Consider the following 18,350-nt stretch of genomic DNA (forward strand, 5'->3'; position numbering starts at 1 on the left):
AAACCACACCCCGCCCCCCCAGGACTCCGGGGGTTGGGGGTAGGGCAAACAGAGGTCGGCGGACCCGCTCCCGGCACCCCGTGCGAAGGCGCCCGGCGATATCGCCGGGCGCCTTCGCCGTTGCGGGACACGTCGGTCCCGCCTCCTGCGGTGACTCGGTGCGTCAGGCCTTGACGCGGATTTCCTCGCGCAGCCTCTTGGTGAGGTCGACCGCGGTTTCCTTCGACACGTCGCCGGTGTTGTCGCCGGGGGAGACCATGGCCATGGTGCTGTAGTCGGCCCAGGCGCAGAACCAGTCGGTCTGCGGCCGCTGGGTCAGCAGGTTGGTCCCCGTGGCCGCCTGGCACTTCATGACCGCGCCGTCGATGTCGACCGACTCGGGGTTGCCGATGAACTGGGTCTTGCCCGAGGAGCTGCGGGACGAGTTCTTCTTCTGGGAGCTCTTCTTGATGTCCGCGAAGAACGCGTCCAGAGATGCCTTCGGATCGGCGACCTTGCCGTAGGCGCCGACGATGGTCATGCTCTTGGCCGTCAGGAGCTCGGTCTTGCTGGGCGCGGTGGAGGGATCCTCCGGGTTGTAGTGGCTGAGGTCGGCCGTCGAGTACGCGGCGAAGACAGCCGTGCCGTTCTGTACGCCGCTCTTCTGCAGGTCCTTCACGGTGCTCGAATCGCTGGCGGCGGTGTCCCCGTCCTTGGTCGCCCGGTTGTACTGGCCGAGCACCTTCGCCGGAGTCGTCAGCTTGTGGGGACCGTCGTCGGTGAGCCCGGACCCGCTCGCGCCGAAGACGAAGTACGCCCCCACCCCGATCGCCGCCACCACGGCCACACCGCCGATGATCAGGCCCGTCTTCTTCTTGCCCCCCGCAGGCTGGGGCGGCTGCGGGACGCCGTAGGGCTGCTGGCCGTAGGGGCCGGGCTGCTGGCCGTACGGGTTCGGCTGGGGCGGGACGCCCTGCTGCGGGTAGCCGTACCCCGGCTGCGGCGGAGCCGGCGGCGCCTGCTGGGGGTAGCCGTAGCCGGGCTGCGGAGCCTGCGGCTGCTGGCCGTACGGTCCAGGCTGGCCGTAGGGCCCCGGCTGGCCGTACGGTGCCGGCTGCCCCGGCTGGCCGTACGGACCCGGCTGCTGGGGCGGCTGGCCGTACGGGCCCGGCTGGTTGTTGCTCATTTCTGGGTTCCCCCTAGGACGCTTATGTGTTCCTGACATCCTGGACCAGGCCCAGGAAACGCACGGCACCGGGGGCCGCACCGTTACAGAACAAACGCGTTTCGGGACCACCCCGTGACACCTCTAAACTGACCCCCGTGACCGAGAACGCTCAGCAGCAGCCACCCGCGCCCGACTCCGAACTGCCGACCCAGTACGCGCCGGCCGATGTAGAGGGCCCGCTGTACGAGCGCTGGGTAGAGCGCGGTTACTTCGAGGCGGACGCCAAGAGCGACAAGCCGCCGTACACCATCGTCATCCCGCCGCCGAACGTCACGGGCTCGCTCCACCTCGGGCACGCCTTCGAGCACACCCTCATCGACGCCCTGACCCGCCGCAAGCGCATGCAGGGCTACGAGACGCTGTGGCAGCCCGGCATGGACCACGCCGGCATCGCCACGCAGAACGTCGTCGAGCGGGAGCTCGGCAAGGAGGGCAAGTCCCGCCACGACCTCGGCCGCGAGGCCTTCGTCGAGCGCGTCTGGCAGTGGAAGGCCGAGTCCGGCGGGCAGATCAGCGGGCAGATGCGGCGCCTCGGCGACGGCGTCGCCTGGTCGCGTGAGCGGTTCACCATGGACGAGGGGCTCTCCCAGGCCGTCCAGACCATCTTCAAGCGCCTCTACGACGACGAGCTGATCTACCGCGCCGAGCGCATCATCAACTGGTGCCCGCGCTGTCTGACGGCCATCTCGGACATCGAGGTCGAGTACCAGGACGACGACGGCGAGCTGGTCTCGCTGAAGTACGGCGACGGGGACGACACCGTCGTCGTCGCCACCACGCGTGCCGAGACGATGCTCGGCGACACCGCCGTCGCCGTCCACCCCGACGACGAGCGCTACCAGCACCTCATCGGCAAGCTCATCAGGCTCCCGCTCACCGACCGCTCCATCCCGGTCGTCGCGGACACCCACGTCGACCCCGAGTTCGGCACCGGCGCCGTCAAGGTCACCCCGGCCCACGACCCGAACGACTTCGAGATCGGCCAGCGCCACGGCCTGCCGTCCATCACGATCATGGACGAGCACGCGGTCATCACGGCCCACGGCCCCTTCCAGGGCCTGGACCGGCTCGAGGCCCGCTCCGCCATCGTCGCGGCGCTGCGCGCCGAGGGCCGGATCGTCGCCGAGAAGCGGCCGTACGTCCACTCCGTCGGCCACTGCTCGCGCTGCAAGACCACCATCGAGCCGCGCCTGTCGATGCAGTGGTGGGTCAAGGTCGGCCCGCTGGCGAAGGCCGCGGGAGACGCCGTCCGGGACGGCCGCGTCACGATCCACCCGCAGGAGATGGAGAAGCGGTACTTCGACTGGGTCGACAACCTCCACGACTGGTGCATCTCGCGCCAGCTGTGGTGGGGCCACCGGATCCCCGTCTGGTACGGCCCGAACGGCGAGGTCGTCTGCGTCGGTCCCGACGACGAGGCCCCCACCGGCGAGGGCTGGCACCAGGACACCGACGTCCTCGACACCTGGTTCTCCTCCGGCCTGTGGCCGTTCTCCACCCTCGGCTGGCCCGAACAGACCGAGTCGCTCGCGAAGTTCTACCCGAACTCCGTCCTGGTCACCGGCTACGACATCCTCTTCTTCTGGGTCGCCCGGATGATGATGTTCGGCCTGTACGCGATGGACGGCACCCCGCCGTTCCACACCATCGCCCTGCACGGCATGGTCCGCGACCAGTTCGGCAAGAAGATGTCGAAGTCCTTCGGCAACGCGGTCAACCCGCTGGACTGGATGGACAAGTACGGCTCCGACGCGCTCCGCTTCACCCTCGCGCGCGGCGCCAATCCGGGCGTCGACGTCCCGATCGGCGAGGACTGGGTCCAGGGCTCCCGCAACTTCGCCAACAAGATCTGGAACGCCACCCGTTTCGCGCTGATGAACGGCGCGACCGTGGACGGCCCGCTGCCCGAGCCGTCGGCGATGTCGGCGACCGACCGCTGGATCCTCTCCCGCCTGAACTCGGTGGTCGCCGAAGTCGACGCGTACTACGAGGACTTCCAGTTCGCGAAACTCTCCGACGTCCTCTTCCACTTCGCGTGGGACGAGGTCTTCGACTGGTACGTCGAACTGTCCAAGACCGTCTTCCAGGCGGGCGGCGAGCCGGCGGAGGTCAGCAAGCGGGTCCTCGGCGAGGTCCTCGACGTCACCCTCAAGCTGCTGCACCCGGTCGTCCCGTTCGTGACCGAGACGCTGTGGACGACGCTGACCGGCGGCGAGTCGGTCGTCATCGCCGAGTGGCCCCAGGACAGCGGCTTCCGTGACACGGCGGCCGAGAAGGAGATCGAGACCCTCCAGTCCGTCATCACCGAGGTCCGCCGCTTCCGCGCCGACCAGGGCCTGCAGCCCGGCCAGCGCGTCCCGGCCCGCCTGACCCTCGACGGCACGGCCCTCGCCTCCCACGAGGCCGCCATCCGCCAGCTGCTGCGGCTTCAGCCGGAGGGCGAGTCCTTCACGGCCACGGCCACCCTGCCGGTCGCCGGCGCGGAGGTCGCGCTCGACCTCTCCGGCACGATCGACGTGGCGGCCGAGCGGAAGCGGCTCGCGAAGGACCTGGCCGCCGCCGAGAAGGAGAAGGCCCAGGCCACGGCCAAGCTCGGCAACGAGGCGTTCCTGGCGAAGGCCCCGGAGAACGTGGTGGACAAGATCCGCACGCGCCTGGCCAAGGCCGAGGAGGACATCGCCCGCATCACCGCACAGCTGGACAAGCTGCCGCCGGCGTAAGGGTTCGTACGCCGCCGAAGGCCCCCGGAGCCGTTCAGACACCGGGGGCCTTCGGCGTGCCGGCGACGAGGCGCTGCTCGCAGCCGCGGCGGTGCTGGTCAGCGGGCGGCACCGCAGCTCCCCCCAGGGGCGCGGGGAACCGCGCGACCAGCCCCCGAACACCCGCACCCGGGCGACAAGACAAGCCACCCCATACCGGCGCCGCGAAGCCCCCGCCCGCTCCGTAGACTGGCACCGTGAGCGACCACCCCGGCACCAGCGACACCCCCGACCCCCTCGACGGCTTCGACGACATCATCGAAGCCGAGACCACCCGCGACCCCGACCTCGCCGTGATCGAGGCAGGCAGCCGAACCCTGCGGACCCAGGGCGGCCAGCCGTACGCCGACGTCCCCGCCCGGCCGGAGGACCCGGAGGTCGACAGGGCCCTGCGCGAGGTCGAGGCGGAGCTTGCCACCCGCTGGGGCGAGACCAAGCTGGAGCCGTCGGTCAGCAGGATCTCCGCGCTCATGGACGTGCTCGGCGAGCCCCAGCGGTCGTACCCCTCGATCCACATCACGGGCACCAACGGCAAGACGTCCACCGCCCGCATGATCGAGGCCCTGCTCGGCGCCTTCGAGCTGCGCACCGGCCGCTACACCAGCCCCCATGTGCAGTCGATCACCGAGCGCATCAGCCTGGACGGCGCCCCGATCTCCGCCGAGCGGTTCATCGAGACGTACCAGGACATCAAGCCGTACGTGGAGATGGTGGACGGACAGCAGGAGTACCGCCTGTCCTTCTTCGAGGTCCTCACCGGCATGGCGTACGCCGCCTTCGCGGACGCCCCCGTGGACGTGGCCGTCGTCGAGGTCGGCATGGGCGGCTCCTGGGACGCCACCAACGTCATCGACGGTGACGTCGCCGTGGTCACCCCCATCGACCTGGACCACACCGACCGCCTGGGCGAGACGCCCGCCGAGATCGCCGGCGAGAAGGGCGGCATCATCAAGCAGGACGCGACCGTGATCCTGGCGCAGCAGCCGGTGGACGCGGCGCAGGTGCTGCTGAAGAAGGCCGTGGAGGTCGACGCCACCGTGGCCCGCGAGGGACTCGAGTTCGGGGTCGTCGCCCGGCAGATCGCCGTCGGCGGGCAACTGGTGACGCTGCGCGGCCTCGGCGGCGAGTACCCCGAGGTGTACCTCCCGCTGCACGGCGCCCACCAGGCGCACAACGCGGCCGTCGCCCTCGCTGCCGTCGAGGCGTTCTTCGGCGTCGGCGCACAGCGCGCGGAGCCGCTGGACATCGACGCCGTCCGCAAGGCCTTCGCCGCCGTGTCGTCGCCGGGACGCATGGAGGTCGTACGGCGCTCCCCGACGATCGTGCTGGACGCCGCGCACAACCCGGCGGGCGCCCGGGTCACCGCCGAGGCCGTCCAGGAGGCGTTCGACTTCAGCCGGCTGATCGGCGTGGTCGGCGCGAGCGGCGACAAGAACGTGCGGGGCCTGCTGGAGGCCTTCGAGCCGATCTTCGCCGAGGTCGTCGTCACGCAGAACTCCAGCCACCGGGCCATGGACGCGGACGAGCTGGCCGCGATCGCCGTCGAGGTGTTCGGCGAGGAGCGGGTGCAGGTCGAGCCGCGGCTGCCGGACGCCCTGGAGGCCGCGATCACGCTGGCCGAGGAGGAGGGCGAGTTCGCGGGCGGTGGCGTGCTGGTCACCGGTTCCGTCATCACCGTCGGCGAGGCCCGGCTGCTGCTGGGGAAGGGCTGAGGATCGTAGATGCGTACGCTCTGTGCGTCGACCCTGATCGGCGAGTTCTTCGTCATCGGGTTCGCCGGGCTGGTCGCCATGAAGGACCCGGGCCTGTCGGTCTCCACGGTGTGGCTGGTCAGCGGTGTGGCCATGCTGCTGTGCGTGCTGCTGTGCGGCATGGTGACCCGGCCCGGCGGGGTGGCCCTCGGCTGGGCCCTGCAGATCGCGCTGATCGCCTCCGGTGTCTTCGTCCCGACCATGTACTTCATGGGTGCGGTGTTCGCGGCGCTGTGGTGGGCGTCGGTGCACTTCGGCAGAAAGGTGGACGAGGCGAAGGCCAGGTTCGCCGCGCAGGCCGAGGCCGGCTCCTCTCCGGCTGACGCTGTGTGACCGGCGCCCCGACACGCCCTGTAACCTCGTCCCACCGCACACGCCAGTCGTAAGGAGTCCTCCCGTGAGCCAGCGCACCCTCGTCCTCCTCAAGCCCGACGCCGTCCGTCGTGGCCTGACCGGCGAGATCATCAGCCGTATCGAGCGCAAGGCGGGCTGGCAGATCACCGCGCTGGAACTGCGCACCCTGGACCAGGACACCCTGGAGCAGCACTACGGCGAGCACAAGGGCAAGCCCTTCTACGAGCCGCTGGTCGAGTTCATGTCCTCCGGCCCGGTCGTCGCGCTGATCGTCGAGGGCGAGCGGGTCATCGAGGGCGTGCGCGCGCTCGCCGGCCCGACCGACCCGATCGCCGCCGCGCCGGGCTCGATCCGCGGTGACTACGGCGTGATCGTCCGCGAGAATCTGATCCACGCCTCCGACTCCGAGGAGTCCGCCGAGCGCGAGGTGAAGATCTTCTTTCCGGGCCGGGCGTAGGCGCCGCGAGCCGAGTTTTTCGATAATTTTCCTGATGGGGCGTCAGCTCGCTACGGTGGCGCCTGACCAGGGACGGCCGTACATTTCCGGCCGTCCCTTGGCATATGCCTTGCCGATCGGGGGAACGCGTGCCTCCGTTGGACCGTCTCCACAAGCGGGGCGGGCCGCCATCTGGTGACAATGGCGGAGACCCTCGCGCAGTGTCCGTGCAGGCGCGTTTACGATGGAAGCCTTCACGTCACAGCACCCGCCTCGCCGTCCTGACATGCCCTCAAAAGCTCGGGAAGGCCAGATGAATCCGGATGGGGAACTCAATGTCGTTCATCGGCCGTGACATGGCTGTCGACCTCGGGACCGCCAACACGCTGGTGTACGTCAGGGGTCGCGGAATCGTACTCAACGAACCGTCCGTCGTCGCGATCAACACCAACACGGGTGGGATTCTCGCGGTCGGTGCCGAAGCGAAGAAGATGATCGGCCGTACGCCTGGCAACATCGTGGCCGTCCGCCCGCTGAAGGACGGCGTGATCGCCGACTTCGAGATCACCGAGCGGATGCTCCGCTACTTCATCCTGAAGATCCACAAGCGGCGGTATCTCGCCCGTCCGCGGGTCGTCGTCTGTGTGCCCTCGGGCATCACGGGTGTCGAGCGCCGCGCCGTGATCGAGGCGTCCTCCCAGGCCGGTGCCCGCCAGGTGCACATCATCGAGGAGCCCATGGCCGCCGCCATCGGCTCCGGCCTGCCGGTCCACGAGGCCACCGGCAACATGGTGGTGGACATCGGCGGCGGCACCACGGAGGTCGCGGTCATCTCGCTCGGCGGCATCGTCACCGCGCAGTCCATCCGGGTCGCGGGCGACGAACTGGACAACGCGATCATCCAGTACATCAAGAAGGAGTACAGCCTTCTGCTGGGTGAGCGCACGGCCGAGCAGATCAAGATCACGATCGGTTCGGCGTACGACCTCGACGCCGACGAGCACACCGAAGTCCGCGGCCGGGACCTGGTCTCCGGGCTGCCGAAAACCGTCGTGATCTCGGCCGCCGAGGTCCGCAAGGCGATCGAGGAGCCGGTCAACGCGATCGTGGACGCGGTCAAGACGACGCTCGACAAGTGCCCGCCGGAACTGTCCGGCGACATCATGGACCGAGGAATCGTTCTGACCGGTGGCGGCGCCCTGCTGCGCGGGCTCGACGAGCGGCTGCGGCGGGAGACCGGCATGCCGATCCACATCGCCGAGGACCCGCTGGACAGCGTCGCGCTCGGCTCCGGCAAGTGCGTCGAGGAGTTCGAGGCGCTGCAGCAGGTCCTGGACGCCCAGCCGCGCAGATGACTCAACACTTCGATTCCGCCGTACGAGACGTTCTCCTCTCGTGCGGCGGATCGTTGATGAGAGGCATAAGCTCCCACAAATGGGCCCCTCGGGTTTGCGTTTCGAGTATCGCGCCCGCAAAGAGGCTCCCGAATTCCTATTGAGGAAGGGCACGGCCGCCGCACGTGAGGGACACGAAAGAGAGCCGTCTGCTCCTGGTCCTGCTGGTCGCCATCGCATTCGCACTGATCACGGTGGACATCCGCGGGGGCAGGAACTCCCCGGTCGACGGTGCCCGGCAGGCCGCGGCCACGGTGTTCGGCCCGGTCGAGAACGGGCTGTCCTCGGCGGTCGACCCGGTCGGCAACGCCGTCTCGGCGATCCGGGACTCCGGCAGCCGGCACGACCGGCTCGCCCGGCTGGAGAACGAGAACGCGGCCCTCAAGGCGAAGCTCGGCAGCGACGACCGCAACCGCAGCCGCCTGAACCAGCTCGACAGGATGCTGAAGATCGCCGGCGAGGGCCAGTACGGCATCAAGGGCGCCCAGGTCATCGCCATAGGAGCGGCACAGGGCTTCTCCTGGACCATCACCATCGACGCCGGTGCCAATGACGGCATCAAGCGCGACATGACCGTCCTCAACGGCGACGGGCTGGTCGGCCGGGTCACCACGGTCGGCCCCGACACCTCCACCGTGCTGCTCGCCAACGACCCCGACTTCACCGTCGGCACCCGCATGGAGGGCAGCGACGAACTCGGCTTCGCCTCCGGGCAGGGCGACCGCCCGCTGCGCGTGGAACTGCTCAACGGCAAGGCCGAGGTGAAGAAGGGCGACCGCCTCGTCACCTTCGGCTCGCAGGCCGACCGGCCGTTCGTGCCGGGCGTACCGGTCGGCGTGATCTCCCGCGTCGAGCCCTCCAACGGCGGCCTCACCCGCACGATCTACGTCACCCCGTACGTCGGCTTCACCAAGCTCGACATCGTCGGCGTGGTCGTCCAGGCCCCGAAGAAGGACCCGCGCGACGAGGTCCTGCTGGCCAAGCCCAAGCCGGTTCCGACGCCGACGGTGACGGTCACCGTCAACCCGTCCGCAGATGCCACCGCCAACGACGAGCAGCAGCAGTAGGAGCTGAATCCCCATGCGTGTCAACCGGATCCTGCTCTCCTCCGTGCTGGTCGTCGTCGCCCTGGTGATCCAGGTGAGCGTCCTCGCCCGCCTGCACCTGCCGGGCGCCGTCCCCGACCTGCTGCTGCTCACCGTCCTCGGCCTCGCCATGGTGTACGGCCATGTCGGCGGCGCCCTCGTCGGCTTCGGCGCCGGCCTGCTCGCCGACCTCGCCCCGCCCGCCGACCACGCGGCCGGCCGCTACGCCCTCGTGCTGTGCGTCATCGGCTACTTCGCCGGGCTCATCAGGCCGGACAACGGCCGCCTGAAGTCGGCGACCGGCCCGATGGCCGTCGTGGTCGCGGCCGCCATCGGCTCCACACTGCTGTACGCGGGCGTCGGCGCGCTGGTCGGCGACACCGCGGCCCGCCATGTCGGCCTGCCCGGGCTGCTGTTCTCGGCGGCCCTGTACGACCTGCTGCTCGCCCCGTTCGTGGTCCCCGGGATCATGTGGCTGGCCCGCCGCGCGGACAACGACCCGCTGGCCGAGGCCGGCCCCGCGACCAAGGCCGGTGACATCTCCGCCGGCTGGCTGTCCTCCGGCACCGGCCTGCGCATCGGCAGCCAGCGCGGCGGTCTCGGCGCGCTGAAGGCCAAGGCCCGCACCCGCTCCGCGCGGGTCGGCCGGATCAAGGGGGTCAAGCGGCTGTGAACACCGGGGAGTTCACTCGAACGGGTCAGCTTTCCTGGAACGCGGGTTCACAGGCTGGTCGTTCATCATTCGTACGCGTTCTCACACATGCGCACTGAGAGGGGGAGACAGCCGCAGTGACCAACATCCCCGAGACCGGTCGGACCCCACGGGTCCAGATCCGGCTCGTCGTGATCCAGATCCTCGTCCTCTCCCTCCTCGGCACGCTCGGCGGCCGGTTGTGGTACCTGCAGATCCGCGAGGGCGCCCAGTACCAGAAGGAGGCCTCCGGCAACCACGTCCAGCAGGTCGTCGACCCCGCCGTGCGCGGCGACATCCTGGACGCCCGAGGCGTGCCCCTCGCCGACAACGAGACCCGCCTGGTCGTCTCCGCCTCCCGCACCGACCTGCTCAAGCAGAAGGACGACGGCAAGGCGGTCCTCACCAAGCTGGCCGGCGTCCTCGGCATGAAGCCCGCCGACGTCATCCAGAAGGTCCGGCTGTGCGACGCCAAGACCCCCCAGCCCTGCTGGAACGGCTCGCCGTACCAGCCGATCCCGATCACCGACGAGGCCACCCCCAAGCAGGCCCTGCAGATCCGCGAGCGCTCCGAGGACTTCCCCGGCGTCACCGCCGAGCCCGAGGCCGTGCGCCGCTACCCGGGCCCGGGCAAGTCCAACACCGCGCAGGTGCTCGGCTATCTCTCGCCCGTCACCGACGCCGAGATCCAGAAGGCCAAGGACACCGAGTCGCCCTACCTGCGCTCCGACATGGTCGGCCGCTCCGGCCTGGAGCGGGAGTACGACAGGGAGCTGCGCGGCAAGGCCGGCGTCACCCGTTACGAGGTGGACAACCTCGGCCGGGTCATCGGCAAGGCCAAGTCGGACGCCGCCGAGCCCGGTTCGAACCTGGTCACCAGCATCGACTCCCGCGTGCAGCGCGTCGCCGAGTACGAACTGGACAAGGCGATGAAGACCGCCCGCGGGCAGTTCGACAAGGTCACCGGCGAGAACTACAAGGCCGACTCCGGCGCCGTCGTGGTCATGGAGGCCAAGACCGGCCGGATCGTCGCGATGGCCTCGGCGCCGACCTACGACCCGAACGTGTGGGTGGGCGGCATCTCCGGCAAGGACTACAAGTCCCTCACCGGCAAGGACTCCGACTACCCCCTGCTCAACAGGGCCATACAGGGTCAGGCCGCACCCGGTTCGACGTTCAAGGTGGTCTCCACGGCCGCCGCGGTCAACGCCGGCTACGTCTGGGACGGCGGCTACCCCTGCACCAGCTCGTACTCGGTCGGCGGCCAGGTCTTCAAGAACTTCGAGGGCGAGAACTTCGGCCCGATCTCCCTCGGCCGCGCCCTGGAGGTCTCCTGCGACACGGTCTTCTACGGCCTCGCCGACAGGGAGTGGAAGAAGGACGGCGGCATCAACCCGAAGAAGGGCCAGCCGAAGGACTACTTCTTCAAGACCGCCCACCAGTTCGGCCTCGGCAAGGAGACCGGCGTCGACCTGCCCAACGAGGTCACCGGCCGCGTCCCCGACCGCCAGTGGAAGCTCGACTACTGGAAGGCCAACAAGGACGCCTGGTGCAAGAGCGGCAAGAAGGACGGCTCCTACGTCGAGAAGATCGCCTACGAGAACTGCCTCGAGGGCAACAAGATGCGCGAGGGTGACGAGATCAACTACTCGATCGGCCAGGGCGACACCCTCGTCACGCCGATCCAGGAAGCGATGATCTACGGCGCCGTCGCCAACGGCGGCACCGAGTACTACCCGACCATCGGCAAGGCGATCATCAGCGCCGACGGCAAGAGCGTCCGGGAGATCAAGCCCAGGGTGCAGCGCAAGCTGCCGGTCAGCCAGGCCACCCTCAAGGGCATGGACGACGCGTTCGCCGGCGTCATCACCCGCGGTACGGCCGCCTGGAAGTTCGGCGGCTGGCCGCAGAACAAGATCCCGCTGCACGGCAAGACCGGTACGGCGGAGGTCTACGGCAAGCAGACCACGTCCTGGCTGGCCACCTACTCCAAGGACTACACGGTGATCATGACGATCGCCCAGGCCGGTACGGGTTCCGGCGCCTCCGGTGAAGCCGTGCGCAACATCTACAGCGCGCTCTACGGCGTCCAGGGCGACGGCTCCATCGACAAGAAGAAGGCACTGCTCGCCGAGCCGCAGAAGGGCCTGCCGAAGGTCCGCACGGACGGCACGATCGTCACCCCCAAGGTCACCGGCGACCCCGCCAAGGACGCCGAGACCGCCCAGAAGGACAACCCCAGCAACGGGGACGACCAGCAGCCCGCCACCACGGCCTCGCCCGGCACGGGCAACCGCAACACCCGCAGGCGGCCTCGCCGGAGGGGAAGCCGGAGGATGTCCTCATGACCGGCGTGAACAGCTTCTCCGTCTCCGGGTACGGCCCCGAGCGAGCCGGCTGGACCAAGCTCTTCGCCCGCGACTCGCTCACCCGCCGGCTCGACTGGCCGATCCTGTTCGCGGCCACCGCGCTGTCCCTGCTGGGCTCGCTGCTGGTGTTCTCCGCGACCCGCAACCGCACCGAGATCAACCAGGGCGACCCGTACTACTTCCTGATCCGCCACCTGATGAACCTCGGCATCGGGCTGGCCCTGATGATCGGCACGATCTGGCTCGGCCACCGCGCCCTGCGCAACGCCGTGCCGATCCTCTACGGCATCTCGCTGTTCGGGGTGCTGCTGGTGCTCACCCCGCTCGGCGCCACCATCAACGGCAGCCGCAACTGGATCGTGTTCGGCGGCGGCTTCTCGCTCCAGCCCGCCGAGTTCGTGAAGATCACGATCATCCTGGGCATGGCGATGATACTGGCGGCCCGGGTCGACGCCGGTGACAAGCCGTACCCCGACCACCGCACGGTCCTGCAGTCGCTCGGCCTCGCCGCCGTGCCGATCCTGATCGTGCTGCTCATGCCCGACCTCGGCACGGTCCTCGCCATGGTGTCCATCATCCTGGGCGTGCTGCTCGCCTCCGGCGCCTCCAACCGCTGGATCTTCGGCCTGCTCATCACCGGTGTGATCGGCTGTGTCGCCATCTGGCAGCTGCACATCCTGGACGAGTACCAGATCAACCGCTTCGCCGCCTTCGCCAACCCGGACCTGGACCCGGCGGGCGTCGGCTACAACACCAACCAGGCCCGCATCGCCATCGGCTCCGGCGGCCTGACCGGTGCCGGCCTCTTCCACGGCTCGCAGACCACCGGCCAGTTCGTGCCCGAACAGCAGACGGACTTCGTCTTCACGGTCGCGGGCGAGGAACTGGGCTTCCTCGGCGCGGGCCTCATCATCTTCCTGCTCGGCGTGGTCCTGTGGCGCGCCTGCCGCATCGCCCGTGACTCCACCGAGCTGTACGGGACGATCGTGGCCGCCGGGATCGTCGCCTGGTTCGCGTTCCAGTCCTTCGAGAACATCGGCATGACCCTCGGCATCATGCCGGTCACCGGTCTGCCCCTGCCGTTCGTGTCCTACGGAGGCTCGTCGATGTTCGCGGTGTGGGTGGCCGTGGGACTGCTGCAGTCGATCAAGGTCCAGAGACCCATGTCGGCCTAGGTACCGGCGGTCCGGCCACGCCCCCGGGCGGTGGTTCACCGGGGGGATGACGGGAGTTTTCCGGCCATTCACCCGGGACGGCCTCTGCCGCGCCGCCCCGCAGCCCACTAGATTCAATTCATGGCGGATGCGAAACGCGAGATCGAGCGCAAGTACGAGTCCGACGACAGCGGGCTGCCCGACCTGACTGGCGTCGGCACCGTGGCGGCCGTCGTGGACAAGGGCCTGGTGGAACTCGACGCCACCTACTACGACACCGCCGACGAACGCCTGGCCGCCGCCTCTCTCACCCTGCGCCGCCGCACCGGAGGCTCGGACGCCGGCTGGCATCTGAAGTTCCCGGTCGCTCCCGGCGTGCGCGACGAAATCCGCGCCCCGCTCTCCGACACCGTCCCCGAGGAGATCGCCGCCCTGGTCCGCTCCCGGGTCCGGGACGCCCAGCTGGTCCCGCAGGTCCGGCTGCGCTCCGCCCGCGATGTGCGCCACCTCGTCGACGCCGACGGCACCCTGCTGGCCGAGGCGAGTGTCGACGCCGTGACCGCCGAGCGGCTCACCGCAGGGGGCGGGGCCGCCCAGTGGACCGAGATCGAGGTGGAACTGGCCGACGACGCCGACCCCGCCTTCCTCGACCTGGTGGAGAAACGGCTGCGCAAGGCGGGGGTGCGCCGCTCCAAGTCGCCGTCGAAGCTCGCCCGGGCCCTGGAGCAGACGGGGGAGCACCGCCCTGGGAGCCGTGGGAAGGGCAAACCCTCGCCGCCGGTGACGGCCGGCGACCACGTCCTCGCCTATCTGCGCGCCCAGCGGGACGTACTGGTCGAGCTCGACCCCGCCGTCCGCCGGGACGTGCCCGACGCCGTACACCGCATGCGGGTCGCCACCCGACGGGCCCGCAGCACCCTGCGCAGCTTCCGCTCCGTCCTCGACCGCGCCGTCACCGACCCCGTCGGCGCCGAGCTGAAATGGCTCGCGGGCGAGCTGGGCCTCGACCGCGACCAGGAGGTGATGGCCGAACGCCTGACGGCCGCCCTCGACGCCCTCCCGCCCCACCTCGTCAGGGGTCCCGTACAGGCACGCCTCAGGTCCTGGGCCGAGGCCCGGCACGACGGCGCACACGCCCACCTCACCGGCGTCCTGGACTCCCGCCGCTATCTGACCCTGCTCGACACCCTGGACGCCCTGCTCGCCGACCCCCCGCTGCGCAAGGCCGCCGCGAAACAGCCGAGGACGGCGCTCGCCAAGGCCGTGGACAAGGACCTGGCGACCCTGTCCGCCCTGGTCGAGCAGGCGATCGGCGCCCCGCCCGGCGAGGAACGCGACCTCGCCGTGCACGAGGCCCGCAAGAAGGCCAAGCGCACCCGGTACGCGGCCGAGGCGGCCACCCCGGCCCTCGGCAAGCCGGCCCGCTCCCTGACCAAGGGCATGAAGTCCCTGACCACCCTGCTCGGCGACCACCAGGACAGCGTCATGACCCGGCTGACCCTGCGCGAGCTGTCCGCGGTGGCCCACGCGGCGGGGGAGAACACGTTCACGTACGGGGTGCTCTACGGGCGCGAGGAGGCACGCGCCGCGCGGGCCGAGGCGGAGCTCCCCGGACTCTGGAAGGAGATCAGGTCCACGTCCGCCGGCTGAGCGTACGGGGGAGTCCGCCGGGCGGGTTACGCTTGATGGTCACCCCTGTCAGCTCACGAAGGTTCGCGAGATGCCTGCCGAAGCCGCCGAGTCGGTGTTCCCGCAGCTCGAAGCACTGCTCCCGCATGTGCAGAAGCCCATCCAGTACGTCGGCGGAGAGCTCAACTCCACGGTCAAGCCGTGGGACGAGTGCGACGTCCGCTGGGCACTCATGTACCCGGACGCCTACGAGGTGGGTCTGCCCAACCAGGGCGTCATGATCCTCTACGAGGTCCTCAACGAGCAGGAGGGCGTCCTCGCCGAGCGCACCTACAGCGTGTGGCCGGACCTCGAGGCGCTGATGCGCGAGCACGGCGTCCCGCAGTTCACGGTGGACAGCCACCGCCCGGTGAAGGCCTTCGACGTGTTCGGCCTGTCCTTCTCCACGGAGCTGGGCTACACCAACATGCTCACGGCCCTGGACCTGGCCGGCATCCCCCTGGAGTCCAAGGACCGCGGGCCGGACGACCCGATCGTCCTGGCCGGCGGGCACGCGGCCTTCAACCCGGAGCCGATCGCCGACTTCATCGACGCGGCCGTCATCGGCGACGGCGAGCAGGCCGTGCTCGACATGACCCGGATCATCCGCGAGTGGAAGGCCGAGGGCCGCCCCGGCGGCCGCGAGGAGGTCCTCTTCCGCCTGGCCAGAACCGGCGGGGTGTACGTCCCGGCGTTCTACGACGTCGAGTACCTCCCCGACGGCCGTATCGCCCGCGTGGTCCCGAACAAGTCGGGCGTCCCGTGGCGCGTCTCGAAGCACACGGTCATGGACCTGGACGAGTGGCCGTACCCCAAGCAGCCGCTGGTCCCCCTGGCCGAGACGGTCCACGAGCGCATGTCGGTGGAGATCTTCCGCGGCTGCACGCGCGGCTGCCGCTTCTGCCAGGCCGGCATGATCACCCGCCCGGTGCGCGAGCGCTCGATCACGGGCATCGGCGACATGGTCGACAAGGGCCTCAAGGCAACGGGTTTCGAGGAGGTGGGCCTCCTGTCCCTCTCCTCCGCGGACCACTCGGAGATCGGCGACATCGCCAAGGGCCTCGCGGACCGCTACGAGGACGACAAGATCGGCCTGTCCCTTCCCTCCACCCGCGTCGACGCCTTCAACGTCGACCTGGCGAACGAGCTGACCCGCAACGGCCGCCGCTCCGGCCTGACCTTCGCACCGGAGGGCGGCTCGGAGCGCATGCGCAAGGTCATCAACAAGATGGTCTCGGAGGAGGACCTGATCCGTACGGTCGCCACGGCCTACGGCAACGGCTGGCGCCAGGTGAAGCTGTACTTCATGTGCGGCCTGCCCACGGAGACCGACGACGACGTCCTCCAGATCGCCGACATGGCGACCCACGTCATCCAGAAGGGCCGCGAGGTCTCGGGCTCCAACGACATCCGCTGTACGGTCTCGATCGGCGGCTTCGTACCCAAGCCCCACACCCCCTTCCAGTGGGCCCCGCAGCTCTCGGCGGAGGAGACGGACGCCCGTCTGACCAAGCTGCGCGACAAGATCCGCGGCGACAAGAAGTACGGCCGCTCCATCGGCTTCCGCTACCACGACGGCAAGCCCGGCATCGTCGAAGGCCTCCTGTCCCGCGGCGACCGCCGCATCGCCGCCGTGATCCGCGCGGTGTACGACGACGGCGGCCGCTTCGACGGCTGGCGCGAGCACTTCTCCTACGACCGCTGGATGGCCTGCGCCGACAAGGCCCTCGCCCCCTACGGCGTGGACGTCGACTGGTACACCACCCGCGAGCGCACCTACGAGGAGGTCCTGCCCTGGGACCACCTCGACTCCGGCCTGGACAAGGACTGGCTCTGGGAGGACTGGCAGGACTCCCTCGACGAGACGGAGGTCGAGGACTGCCGCTGGACCCCGTGCTTCGACTGCGGCGTCTGCCCGCAGATGGACACCCACATCCAGATCGGCCCGACCGGCAAGAAGCTGCTGCCGCTGACGGTCAAGAACGCGGGTCCGACGCCGGCTTCGAGCGGTCACACGCACTGAGGCGGAGTGGGCCTGCGGCCCATTCCGCGAGCCCCCTTTCCTGATCGGGAGGGGGCTCGTTGGCGTTCGGTGACTCGTGAGTCCGTGGGCGGCGCTGTGCAGTGCCCAACGCATGTCGGATCCCAGCTGATGCCTGACGTTCTGGTCCCAGGTGATGCTTGACGGTGGGCCTGGACAAAGGGAGCCCCGTGGGGCTTGTTCGCTTTCACGTTACGGACCGGGACGTCGGTCGTGCGCCGGATCACCCGGACCTGGCCGTCCAGGTCGACGGTGATCGTCGTGTCAGACACGTGGACGGTCACGGTCTGCCTCGCGTAGGTCGTTCGTACAGTGGCGCGCTCCACCTGGACGCCGTGAACCACGCCTGCTCCACGGTATGTGGGTCGACGGCGTACCGGATGGGAGCTGGGGTGAGTGGTGGTGAAGGCCGCGGCTAGGCATGGAGGGATCATCCGAACGCGTCACCGTAAGGCTGCCGTGGGAGCCTTAGTGGACGTTAAGTCCGTTTCTGGTAGCGGCCTCGTCCGGGCTGGGTGAGGAAGCCTTGGCGGGTGAGGCGTCCGAGGTGGCTGCGGGTGATGTTGACGGACGCTTCGTCGGTGGGCATGCCGAGGAGTTCGTGCAGCTCACGGGCTCGAAACGCCTGGTCGGGGTGCTGGTTGAAGGCATTCGCGATGGCCTGGTAGGCGGTGTTCGTCTCGGGCGGATCGAGGTCGCCTTCAACGGGCGCGAGTTCGGTGATGACCTTGGCGGTGGTGGCCAGGTCCGCGAGTCGCGCTTCGGTCTCTGCCAGGGCTGCTGTCAAGTGCTGTATCTGGTCGCGTAGTTCACCGGCCCGGCGGTGGTCTCGTCGTGCTGGGCCGGGAGACCGGCCAGGAGCTTGGTGACGTTAACGCGGCCGGCCCGAGGGTGTCGCGTCAGGCCGGAGACGGTGTGGTGAGACGGCGGGCCATGTTCGCGATCGAGGCCCAGTAAACGCGGGAGGTGGAGGTGTCGGGCCGGTGGTCGTACTCATGGGCGAGGCGGTGGTGCAGCATCAACGTGCCGTTGACCTGCTCCACGATCCTGGCAGCGCAGGAGTTCCTGGATGCGCTGGTCGAGACCTTCCTGGCGCCACAGCATGAAGTAGTAGAACACCGCCGACCAGGCCGGCAGGTCGCAGGCCCCGGGATCACCGGTCGCCGACCGTGCCACCCGGTCCTGCTTTCAGGCCGTGATCATCGGCTGGATCAACCCCCACTGCCCGTCCGATAAGTCGCTGGGGTATGGCTCTCGCTCCATGGCCCGCATCTCGGCATGAGCATGCCTATTAGGGGGTCAGTACGGCGATCAGTACCCACGATCGAGCGATCATGAACCGAGGAAGATCGGACTTGACGTCCACTGAAGAGGGACACGCCGTTTTCCTGCTTGATCCAACTTGAGCCTAGAGAACTCAAAGGATGGCAGGGGATGGCGC

14 protein-coding genes and 1 pseudogene are annotated in these 18,350 nt (G+C 69.4%); 11 read left to right on the forward strand and 4 right to left on the reverse strand.

The window, feature by feature from the left end; genetic code table 11:
* Positions 1 to 163: 163 nt before the first annotated feature.
* Entirely contained in the window at positions 164 to 1,165 is a 1,002-nt protein-coding gene (locus ACZ7HQ_RS01130) for a hypothetical protein (protein ID WP_470983058.1), read from the reverse strand.
* 137 nt (positions 1,166 to 1,302) lie between these two features.
* Here ACZ7HQ_RS01130 and ACZ7HQ_RS01135 point away from each other — a divergent pair, with 137 nt between their 5' ends.
* The 11 genes from ACZ7HQ_RS01135 to ACZ7HQ_RS01185 all read left to right on the forward strand — a co-directional run bounded on the left by ACZ7HQ_RS01135 (position 1,303) and on the right by ACZ7HQ_RS01185 (position 16,891).
* Complete coding sequence (locus ACZ7HQ_RS01135) at positions 1,303 to 3,927, forward strand: valine--tRNA ligase (protein WP_470983060.1); 2,625 nt, start codon at positions 1,303 to 1,305, stop codon at positions 3,925 to 3,927.
* Between the two features lie 236 nt (positions 3,928 to 4,163).
* Positions 4,164 to 5,678, forward strand: coding sequence for a bifunctional tetrahydrofolate synthase/dihydrofolate synthase (gene folC / locus ACZ7HQ_RS01140; protein WP_470983063.1), 1,515 nt, complete (start codon positions 4,164 to 4,166; stop codon positions 5,676 to 5,678).
* 9 nt (positions 5,679 to 5,687) lie between these two features.
* Entirely contained in the window at positions 5,688 to 6,050 is a 363-nt protein-coding gene (locus ACZ7HQ_RS01145) for a DUF4233 domain-containing protein (RefSeq protein WP_470983065.1), read from the forward strand.
* 64 nt (positions 6,051 to 6,114) lie between these two features.
* Complete coding sequence (gene ndk / locus ACZ7HQ_RS01150) at positions 6,115 to 6,528, forward strand: nucleoside-diphosphate kinase (RefSeq protein WP_189941963.1); 414 nt, start codon at positions 6,115 to 6,117, stop codon at positions 6,526 to 6,528.
* 314 nt (positions 6,529 to 6,842) lie between these two features.
* Positions 6,843 to 7,862 carry a rod shape-determining protein gene (locus ACZ7HQ_RS01155; protein WP_031158632.1) on the forward strand — a complete coding sequence of 340 codons (1,020 nt, stop codon included), beginning with the start codon at positions 6,843 to 6,845 and terminating at the stop codon, positions 7,860 to 7,862.
* Positions 7,863 to 8,026: 164 nt separating this feature from the next.
* The gene (gene mreC / locus ACZ7HQ_RS01160) at positions 8,027 to 8,968 is read left to right on the forward strand and encodes a rod shape-determining protein MreC (RefSeq protein WP_470983069.1); all 942 of its coding nucleotides are present in this window, start codon (positions 8,027 to 8,029) and stop codon (positions 8,966 to 8,968) included.
* A gap of 13 nt (positions 8,969 to 8,981) precedes the next feature.
* Positions 8,982 to 9,659, forward strand: coding sequence for a rod shape-determining protein MreD (gene mreD / locus ACZ7HQ_RS01165; protein WP_470983071.1), 678 nt, complete (start codon positions 8,982 to 8,984; stop codon positions 9,657 to 9,659).
* Between the two features lie 116 nt (positions 9,660 to 9,775).
* Entirely contained in the window at positions 9,776 to 12,025 is a 2,250-nt protein-coding gene (gene mrdA / locus ACZ7HQ_RS01170; RefSeq protein ID WP_470983073.1) for a penicillin-binding protein 2, read from the forward strand.
* The gene (gene rodA, locus ACZ7HQ_RS01175; RefSeq protein ID WP_470983076.1) at positions 12,022 to 13,221 is read left to right on the forward strand and encodes a rod shape-determining protein RodA; all 1,200 of its coding nucleotides are present in this window, start codon (positions 12,022 to 12,024) and stop codon (positions 13,219 to 13,221) included. The genes mrdA and rodA overlap by 4 nt, the downstream gene beginning before the upstream one ends.
* A gap of 120 nt (positions 13,222 to 13,341) precedes the next feature.
* Entirely contained in the window at positions 13,342 to 14,850 is a 1,509-nt protein-coding gene (locus ACZ7HQ_RS01180; protein ID WP_470983079.1) for a CYTH and CHAD domain-containing protein, read from the forward strand.
* 70 nt (positions 14,851 to 14,920) lie between these two features.
* The gene (locus ACZ7HQ_RS01185) at positions 14,921 to 16,891 is read left to right on the forward strand and encodes a TIGR03960 family B12-binding radical SAM protein (RefSeq protein WP_470983081.1); all 1,971 of its coding nucleotides are present in this window, start codon (positions 14,921 to 14,923) and stop codon (positions 16,889 to 16,891) included.
* Positions 16,892 to 17,073: 182 nt separating this feature from the next.
* Here ACZ7HQ_RS01185 and ACZ7HQ_RS01190 read toward each other — a convergent pair.
* From ACZ7HQ_RS01190 to ACZ7HQ_RS01200, 3 genes and pseudogenes are all read right to left on the reverse strand, one after another.
* Positions 17,074 to 17,301, reverse strand: a pseudogene (locus tag ACZ7HQ_RS01190) (IS481 family transposase); the annotation flags it as partial.
* Between the two features lie 86 nt (positions 17,302 to 17,387).
* Positions 17,388 to 17,696, reverse strand: a complete 309-nt coding sequence (locus ACZ7HQ_RS01195; RefSeq protein ID WP_470983083.1) for a hypothetical protein — start codon at positions 17,694 to 17,696, stop codon at positions 17,388 to 17,390.
* 112 nt (positions 17,697 to 17,808) lie between these two features.
* On the reverse strand, positions 17,809 to 17,952 hold the full coding sequence (locus tag ACZ7HQ_RS01200; protein ID WP_470983085.1) for a hypothetical protein: 144 nt from the start codon (positions 17,950 to 17,952) through the stop codon (positions 17,809 to 17,811).
* Between the last annotated feature and the right edge of the window lie 398 nt (positions 17,953 to 18,350).

The organism is Streptomyces sp. NPDC037290 (assembly GCF_055603245.1).